Source organism: Pseudoalteromonas sp. SG41-1 (genome assembly GCF_014164575.1).
GTDB classification, from domain to species: domain Bacteria; phylum Pseudomonadota; class Gammaproteobacteria; order Enterobacterales; family Alteromonadaceae; genus Pseudoalteromonas; species Pseudoalteromonas rhizosphaerae.
The window spans coordinates 81054-88645 of the sequence record NZ_JACJFL010000016.1 but is presented as its reverse complement, the minus strand read 5'-3'; the positions used below and the strand labels follow the sequence as shown (position 1 = coordinate 88645).

The 7592-nt window shown below is 40.5% G+C and carries 6 protein-coding genes; all 6 read left to right on the top strand.

The genetic code is table 11. The features are described 5' to 3' along the window. Positions 1-237: 237 nt before the first annotated feature. The 6 genes from epd (at position 238) to H5203_RS11350 (ending at position 7569) form a co-directional block, all read left to right on the top strand. Positions 238-1254, top strand: a complete 1017-nt coding sequence (gene epd / locus H5203_RS11375; RefSeq protein WP_145235357.1) for an erythrose-4-phosphate dehydrogenase — start codon at positions 238-240, stop codon at positions 1252-1254. Positions 1255-1323: 69 nt separating this feature from the next. Then, positions 1324-2499 (top strand): phosphoglycerate kinase, encoded by a 1176-nt coding sequence (locus H5203_RS11370; RefSeq protein WP_145235359.1) that lies wholly within the window; start codon positions 1324-1326, stop codon positions 2497-2499. A gap of 230 nt (positions 2500-2729) precedes the next feature. Beyond that, positions 2730-3794 carry a class II fructose-bisphosphate aldolase gene (gene fba, locus H5203_RS11365; protein WP_145235361.1) on the top strand — a complete coding sequence of 355 codons (1065 nt, stop codon included), beginning with the start codon at positions 2730-2732 and terminating at the stop codon, positions 3792-3794. 625 nt (positions 3795-4419) lie between these two features. Then, positions 4420-5109, top strand: a complete 690-nt coding sequence (gene phoB, locus H5203_RS11360) for a phosphate regulon transcriptional regulator PhoB (protein ID WP_145235364.1) — start codon at positions 4420-4422, stop codon at positions 5107-5109. A 71-nt stretch (positions 5110-5180) separates the two neighbouring features. Further along, the gene (gene phoR, locus H5203_RS11355) at positions 5181-6488 is read left to right on the top strand and encodes a phosphate regulon sensor histidine kinase PhoR (protein WP_149982118.1); all 1308 of its coding nucleotides are present in this window, start codon (positions 5181-5183) and stop codon (positions 6486-6488) included. 112 nt (positions 6489-6600) lie between these two features. Next, positions 6601-7569: a PstS family phosphate ABC transporter substrate-binding protein gene (locus H5203_RS11350; RefSeq protein ID WP_145235368.1), complete on the top strand. Its 969-nt coding sequence runs from the start codon at positions 6601-6603 to the stop codon at positions 7567-7569. Positions 7570-7592: the final 23 nt, after the last annotated feature.

Sequence of the window (7592 nt, the reverse complement as noted above, 5' to 3'; positions counted from 1 at the left end):
CAAGACAAAGGTCGATTACCAAAATTGCAGCATCAAAAGCGGGCTTAACACATTTATTTAACTTTCCCTCTTATAATCAAGACAAAGGTCGATTACCAAAATTGCAGCATCAAAAGCGGGCTTAAAACATTTATTTAACTTTCCCTCTTATAATCAAGACAAAGGTCGATTACAATACGCGCATCTAAAAGGCAGGTTGCCTTTATCTGCAAGCAACTAGAGTGGATTTTCTTCTTCATGGCAATCAAACTTGCAATCAATGGTTTTGGTCGAATTGGTCGAAATATTGTTCGCGCTCTTTATGAATCGGGCTTAAGCGACGAGATCAAAATTGTTGCGATTAATGAACTTGCTGATCCTCAAGGGATCGCTCATCTTCTTAAATATGATACGTCTCATGGCCGTTTTGCGTTTCCAGTTACTTTAGGTGAAGACACCTTATCGGTAGCGGGCGATACAATTGCTTTATTTGCAGAACAAAACCCGCGTGAATTACCTTGGCAGTTACTTGATGTTGATGTGGTTTTAGAATGTACTGGTGTGTATCACTCTCGTGAACATGCGCAATTACATCTTGATGCTGGCGCAAAGAAAGTCTTATTTTCTCAGCCCGCAGATGCGGATGTTGATGCAACGATTGTCTATGGTATCAATGATGATGAACTACTCGCTGAGCATACGATTGTCTCTAATGGATCATGTACCACAAACTGTATAGTACCGGTGATTAAAGTACTTGATGATGCCTTTGGTATAGAATCAGGGGCGATTACGACTATTCATGCGTCGATGAATGATCAGCAAGTAATTGATGCTTATCATCATGATTTACGTCGTACCCGCGCTGCGAGTCAGTCGATTATTCCCGTTGATACTAAATTAGCTCGCGGTATTGAGCGTATTTTACCAAAGTTCCATGGCCGCTTTGAAGCTATTTCGGTGCGAGTACCTACTATCAATGTTACTGCGATGGATTTGAGTGTGACTGTCAACGCCGATGTTGATTTAAAAGCGGTAAATAAGGTATTAAAAGCAGCAGCGAGAGATCGCCTAGAAGGTATTTTAAGTTATACCGAAGAGCCATTGGTCTCGGTTGATTTTAATCATGACCCACATTCTTGTATTATAGATGGCACACAGACACGAGTCAGTCATAAACGACTGATAAAGTTGTTAGTGTGGTGTGATAATGAGTGGGGGTTTGCTAATAGAATGCTCGATACAGCACGAGTGATGATGGCAGCAAGTAATTAATATAAAAGTTCAAACCTAAAAATAAAACCTATATATTTCAAGTCAGTATCGTTAACTAAGGAGAAGTCCATGTCGGTCATAAATATGGCGGATTTAGATTTAAACGGCAAACGCGTGTTAATTCGTGAAGATTTAAATGTACCAGTAAAAGCAGGTAAAGTGACCTCAGATGCACGTATTCGTGCTGCATTACCGAGTATTAAATTAGCCCTTGAAAAAGGCGCTAAAGTAATGGTTATGTCACACCTAGGCCGCCCTACGGAAGGGGAATATGATGAAGCGTTTTCTTTAGCGCCAGTTGTTGATTACCTTAATGAAGCACTTGAGCAAAATGTACGTCTTGAAAAAGATTACTTAAATGGCGTTGAAATTGCTGATAATGAAGTGGTCGTTTTTGAAAACGTACGCTTTAATGTTGGCGAAAGCAAAGATGACGAAGCGTTATCTAAAAAGCTTGCTGCATTATGTGATGTGTATGTAATGGATGCATTTGGTACCGCCCATCGTGCTCAAGCGTCTACCCATGGCGTTGGTTTATTTGCAGATGTTGCTTGTGCAGGCCCACTATTGGCGGCTGAATTAGAGGCATTAGGTAAAGCACTTGATAACCCCGCTCGTCCATTAGTGGCGATTGTGGGCGGCTCTAAAGTATCAACTAAACTAACAGTACTTGATTCACTTTCAACGATTGTTGATCAATTAGTCACTGGTGGCGGTATTGCAAATACCTTTATTGCTGCGGCAGGCTACCCGGTTGGTAAGTCATTATACGAAGCTGACCTAATTGATGAAGCAAATAAGCTAAGTGCGGCTGCTAAAAGTAATAATGGTGAAATACCAGTACCTACTGATGTGGTTGTTGGCAATGAGTTTTCAGAATCAGCCGTTGCAACATTAAAAGATGTTAGCGAAGTAACAGACACAGATATGATTTTTGATATTGGCCCAGATACAGCGAGCAAACTTGCAAAAATTATTGCTAATGCAGGTACTGTTGTATGGAATGGTCCAGTAGGTGTATTTGAATTTGACCAGTTTGGTAATGGCACCCGTGCTATTGCTCAAGCAATCGCTAATTCAAATGCGTTCTCAATAGCTGGTGGCGGTGATACGTTAGCAGCGATTGATAAATACGGCATTGCCGATAAAATTTCGTATATTTCAACTGGCGGTGGTGCTTTCCTTGAGTTTTTAGAAGGGAAAAAATTACCAGCAGTTGCTATGCTTGAACAACGCGCTAAGTAATTAGCGTTTACTCAATGTAGTTAGCAATTGTTAGTTTAGGCTGCTAACTACACTGAGTATGATCAGATATTAAATACCTCTCACCCTTATTTAATAGCTGGTTTTGTATGACGGTAAATTTGGCAAGAGCCAATACTATCGAGGTGCAGTGATTGCACCGAACTCAACTATTCCGTTCGAACTAGGTAGTTTTGCGCGTGCGCAGCTATCGACAATTTGGAGAATACCAAATGGCTTTAATCAGTATGCGACAACTTCTTGATCATGCAGCTGAACATGGTTATGGCGTACCAGCATTTAACGTTAATAACCAAGAGCAGATCCGCGCTATTATGATGGCGGCTGACAAAACTAACAGCCCAGTAATTGTACAAGGTTCAGCTGGCGCTCGTGCCTATGCTGGTGCCCCATTTATACGTCATATGATTTTAGCTGCGATTGAAGAGTGGCCACATATTCCAGTGGTAATGCATCAAGATCACGGTACCTCACCTGGCGTTTGCCAACGTTCAATTCAATTAGGTTTTTCATCAGTGATGATGGATGGCTCGTTAATGAGCGATGGTAAAACACCATCATCATATGAGTATAACGTTGATGTAACGCGTAAAACTGTTGAACTTGCACACTCTTGTGGTGTGTCTGTTGAAGGCGAGTTAGGTGTGCTAGGCTCACTTGAAACTGGCGAAGCTGGCGAAGAAGATGGCGTTGGTGCTGAAGGTAAACTAACCACAGACCAAATGCTAACCGATCCAGAAGAAGCGGCCGATTTTGTAAGTAAAACCCATGTTGATGCCTTAGCGATTGCGTGTGGTACTTCACACGGCGCGTATAAATTTACACGTCCGCCAACGGATGATATTTTGGCGATTGATCGTATTAAAGCGATCCACGCACGTATTCCTAACACTCACTTAGTTATGCACGGTTCGTCATCAGTGCCGCAAGAATGGCTTGAGATCATCAACCAATATGGTGGTGAGATCCCAGAAACCTATGGTGTGCCAGTTGAGCAGATCGTTGAGGGAATTAAGTTTGGTGTGCGTAAAGTAAATATCGATACAGACTTACGATTAGCATCTACAGGGGCTATTCGTCGCCATCTTGCGCTTAATCCAGCAAACTTTGATCCACGTAAGTATTTAGCTGAAGCGACAAAAGCAATGACTGAGATCTGTGTTGCACGTTATGAGTCATTTGGTACAGCGGGTCAAGCAGGTAAGATCAAACCAATCTCACTTGATGAGATGCACCTTAAATATTTAACGGGTGAATTAGATCCGAAAATTAAATAATTTAATTTATTAAGTTATAAAACAGCCAGTAGTGTTAAAGCTACTGGCTTTTTTATGCCTGATCGTAAAAGATCATTATTTTACCAAGCAGGGGCTTTGGGATCATTGCTTTACTAACTGTGCTTTGTTGGGATCAGATTTTTACTAAGGATCAGCTTGATTGGCAGAGGTTTTGTTATAAAAATAGCCATTTCAAAGCTTTGTTGTATAAATGATCAACAACTTATGGCTTTGGCTAGGTAAAACACTGATCCCAGATCTAACTCGGTTGGTAAACGAATGATCCCTGAAATGAAACTTGGTAGGATTTTGATCTCTGTTAATGATCGCCGATGTTAATAGGCGTTTTAATTGAGTTAGAGTGTGAAGATGCTTTCGTGGCTTACATCGTGATACTGTATAGTTGATTATTGAAAGGGGAATTTAATACAAAGTAGTAATGTAGCAATTATAAAGTATGATTTTTAAATGTGAAATTTGATAATGTATGCTAATTTTGTACCTTAAACGGGTTTATTTTGCATTTTTTACCCCGCATTTCGATTTACACGTTACACTTTCATAAAAATGTCATACTTAGTCATAATAATGAAAACTAGTTCGATAACGAAAGAGATAAATTGGAATGTCACGTAAAGTACTTGTCGTCGATGACGAAGCACCGATCAGAGAGATGCTGGTTTTTGTATTAGAGCAAAATGGTTTTCAAGCAATTGAAGCGGAAGATTACGATTCAGCCATTGCAGCGATGGTAGAGCCTTATCCAGATATGGTGTTATTAGATTGGATGCTACCAGGTGGTAGTGGAATTCAAATTGCTAAAAAGTTTAAGCAAAGTGAATATACTCGCCAAATTCCTATTATTATGCTGACTGCTCGCGGCGAAGAAGAAGATAAAGTTCGCGGTCTTGAAGTCGGTGCTGATGATTATGTTACTAAACCATTTTCACCAAAAGAATTAATGGCGCGTATTAAAGCCGTTATTCGTCGTGTGTCGCCTACTTCATTGGAAGAAGCGATTGATGTACATGGTTTACGTCTTGATCCTATTTCACACCGTGTTACCTCTGAAGGTAGCGAGTTGGATATGGGACCGACAGAATTTCGCTTATTGCATTTCTTTATGACTCATCCTGAACGTGTTTATAGCCGTGAACAGCTACTAGATAACGTATGGGGGACTAATGTCTATGTTGAAGATAGAACCGTAGACGTGCATATTCGTCGCTTACGCAAAGCGATTGCACCGCTTGGTCATGACCGTTTAGTACAAACTGTACGTGGTGCAGGCTATCGTTTTTCCAGTAAATTATAAGAGTCATGGAGATGACCAAGCCAATAACTAATTTTGGCTTAAATTTACTTACTCTAAGGTAAAGTGAGTGTATGTATCGAGTTGTTAATAAGCAGGCGTTAGCAAAGCGTCTGTTTATCTATTTCCTACCTTTATTATTAATTGGCGTGCTTATTGGTGCGCCATTTTTGCTTTTATTTTTAGGATCTTTTTCACTGCTTGTTTGGCATTATCATCAACTCTATCGGCTCAGTGATTGGCTATTGAATCAACGTAGTTTTAATCCACCTGAAGGCGAGGGGGCATGGGAGCAAGTATTTGAAGGGATCTACCATTTACAACATCGCAACCGTAAAAAACGTAATGAATTAGCTGATTTGATCCGTCGTTTTCGCGATGGCGCAGAAGCAGTGCCTGATGCGGTTATTGTTCTACAACGTGATTTAAGTATTGTTTGGTGTAATCAACTAGCTTTAAAAGTGCTTGGATTACAGTGGCCAGCGGATCATGGTCAACGGCTTGACAACCTTATTCGCGATCCTAAATTTGCGAAATATATGCAAACGGAATTGTTTGATGAAGCATTAGAACTTGAAAGTGGTCACAGTGTTGAGCAAGTTTTAGAGTTTCGGGTAATGCCATATGCCAGCTCACAATTAATGGTTGTTGTGCGTGATGTCACGCGACTGAAGCAACTTGAGCAAATGCGCAAAGACTTTGTGGCCAATGTATCTCATGAGCTACGTACGCCATTAACCGTTGTTACAGGTTACTTAGAAATGTTTGATGGCGATATGGTGCCACCACCGGCAATGTGGAATAAAGCACAAGGTACTATGCTTGAACAGTGTAAACGCATGGATAGCTTGGTAAATCAGCTATTGTCGTTATCACGTATTGAAGGCGCTCGACGTCAAGATAATGATAAAGCGATCAATGTACCGCAGTTACTTAGCTATATTAGGACTGAAGCACAATCATTGAATCAAGACAAAGGGCATGAGTTGATATTTGATATTGATGCTAACGTCGATATAAAAGGCGCTGAAGAGGAGCTGCGCAGTGCCTTCTCTAATTTAGTGTTTAATGCCATTCATTACACCAAGGCGGGCGGTAAAATAACCGTAAGCTGGCAGCTAAAAGATAATCAAGCGTACTTTTCAGTGGTTGATAATGGCGATGGTATTGCACCAGAGCATATTAATCGTTTAACTGAGCGTTTTTATCGGGTTGATAAAGCGCGTAGTCGTACAACCGGTGGCTCAGGGCTGGGTTTAGCCATCACCAAACATGTATTAACTCGTCACGATAGCCAATTGATAATTAAAAGTAAATTAGGCGAAGGATCATGTTTTTCGTTTGCTTTTAGTCGTGAAAAAACAGTGCTATTAAATAATTGAGCCAAAAAGCCCAAAGTCATAAAAGTGTCATTTTAGAGTAATCTAACTGTCATCTATTCTCTTTAGAGTAGACGACAGTTAAGAAATAGACGAACAAAATCGGAGCAACCTAATGAGATTTAAAAACCTAGTAGCCGCAATGGGTGTGGCAGTAACAACATTTGTATCTGCACAAGCAATGGCAGTAGATACAGTTATTCCTGAGTATCAAAAAACCAGTGGTATTTCAGGTAATTTTTCATCTGTGGGCTCTGATACTTTAGCCAACATGATGACCTTTTGGGCTGAAGAATATAAACGTATTTACCCAAATGTGAACATCCAAATTCAAGCGGCTGGTTCATCTACTGCGCCACCGGCATTGACAGAAGGCACAGCAAACTTTGGCCCGATGAGCCGCAGAATGAAATCAAAAGAAATCGAAGCGTTTGAAAAACGTTACGGTTATAAACCTACTGAAGTACGTGTAGCGATTGATGCATTGGCAGTATTTGTTCATAAAGACAATCCAATTGAAGGTTTACGTATCGACCAAATCGATGCGATTTTCTCTTCAACTCGTAAATGTGGTGCTGATGCAGATGTGACTCGTTGGAGTGATGTAGGTTTAACGGGGAATTGGGCTGCAAAAGACATTCAGCTTTATGGCCGTAATTCTGTATCTGGTACTTACGGATACTTTAAAAACAAAGCGCTATGTAAAGGTGACTTCCGTAACAACGTGAACGAGCAACCAGGTTCAGCATCGGTAGTGCAATCAATTTCTTCATCAGTGAATGCAATTGGTTACTCAGGTATCGGTTATAAAACATCAGGCGTACGTACTGTACCACTGGCGAAAAAAGGCGATAACTTTGTTGATGCAACACTTGAAAATGTAGCAACAGGTAAATACCCACTGTCGCGCTTTTTATATGTTTATGTGAATAAACACCCGAATAAACCGCTTGCACCTATTGAAGCAGAGTTCTTAAAAATGGTGTTATCACAAGATGGCCAAAAAATTGTAGAGAAAGATGGTTATGTACCACTTTCTGGCAAGATGGCAATGGGCGAACTTAAGAAGCTAGGTCTTCTTTAAACTTAACGCCAACTATGAATTAA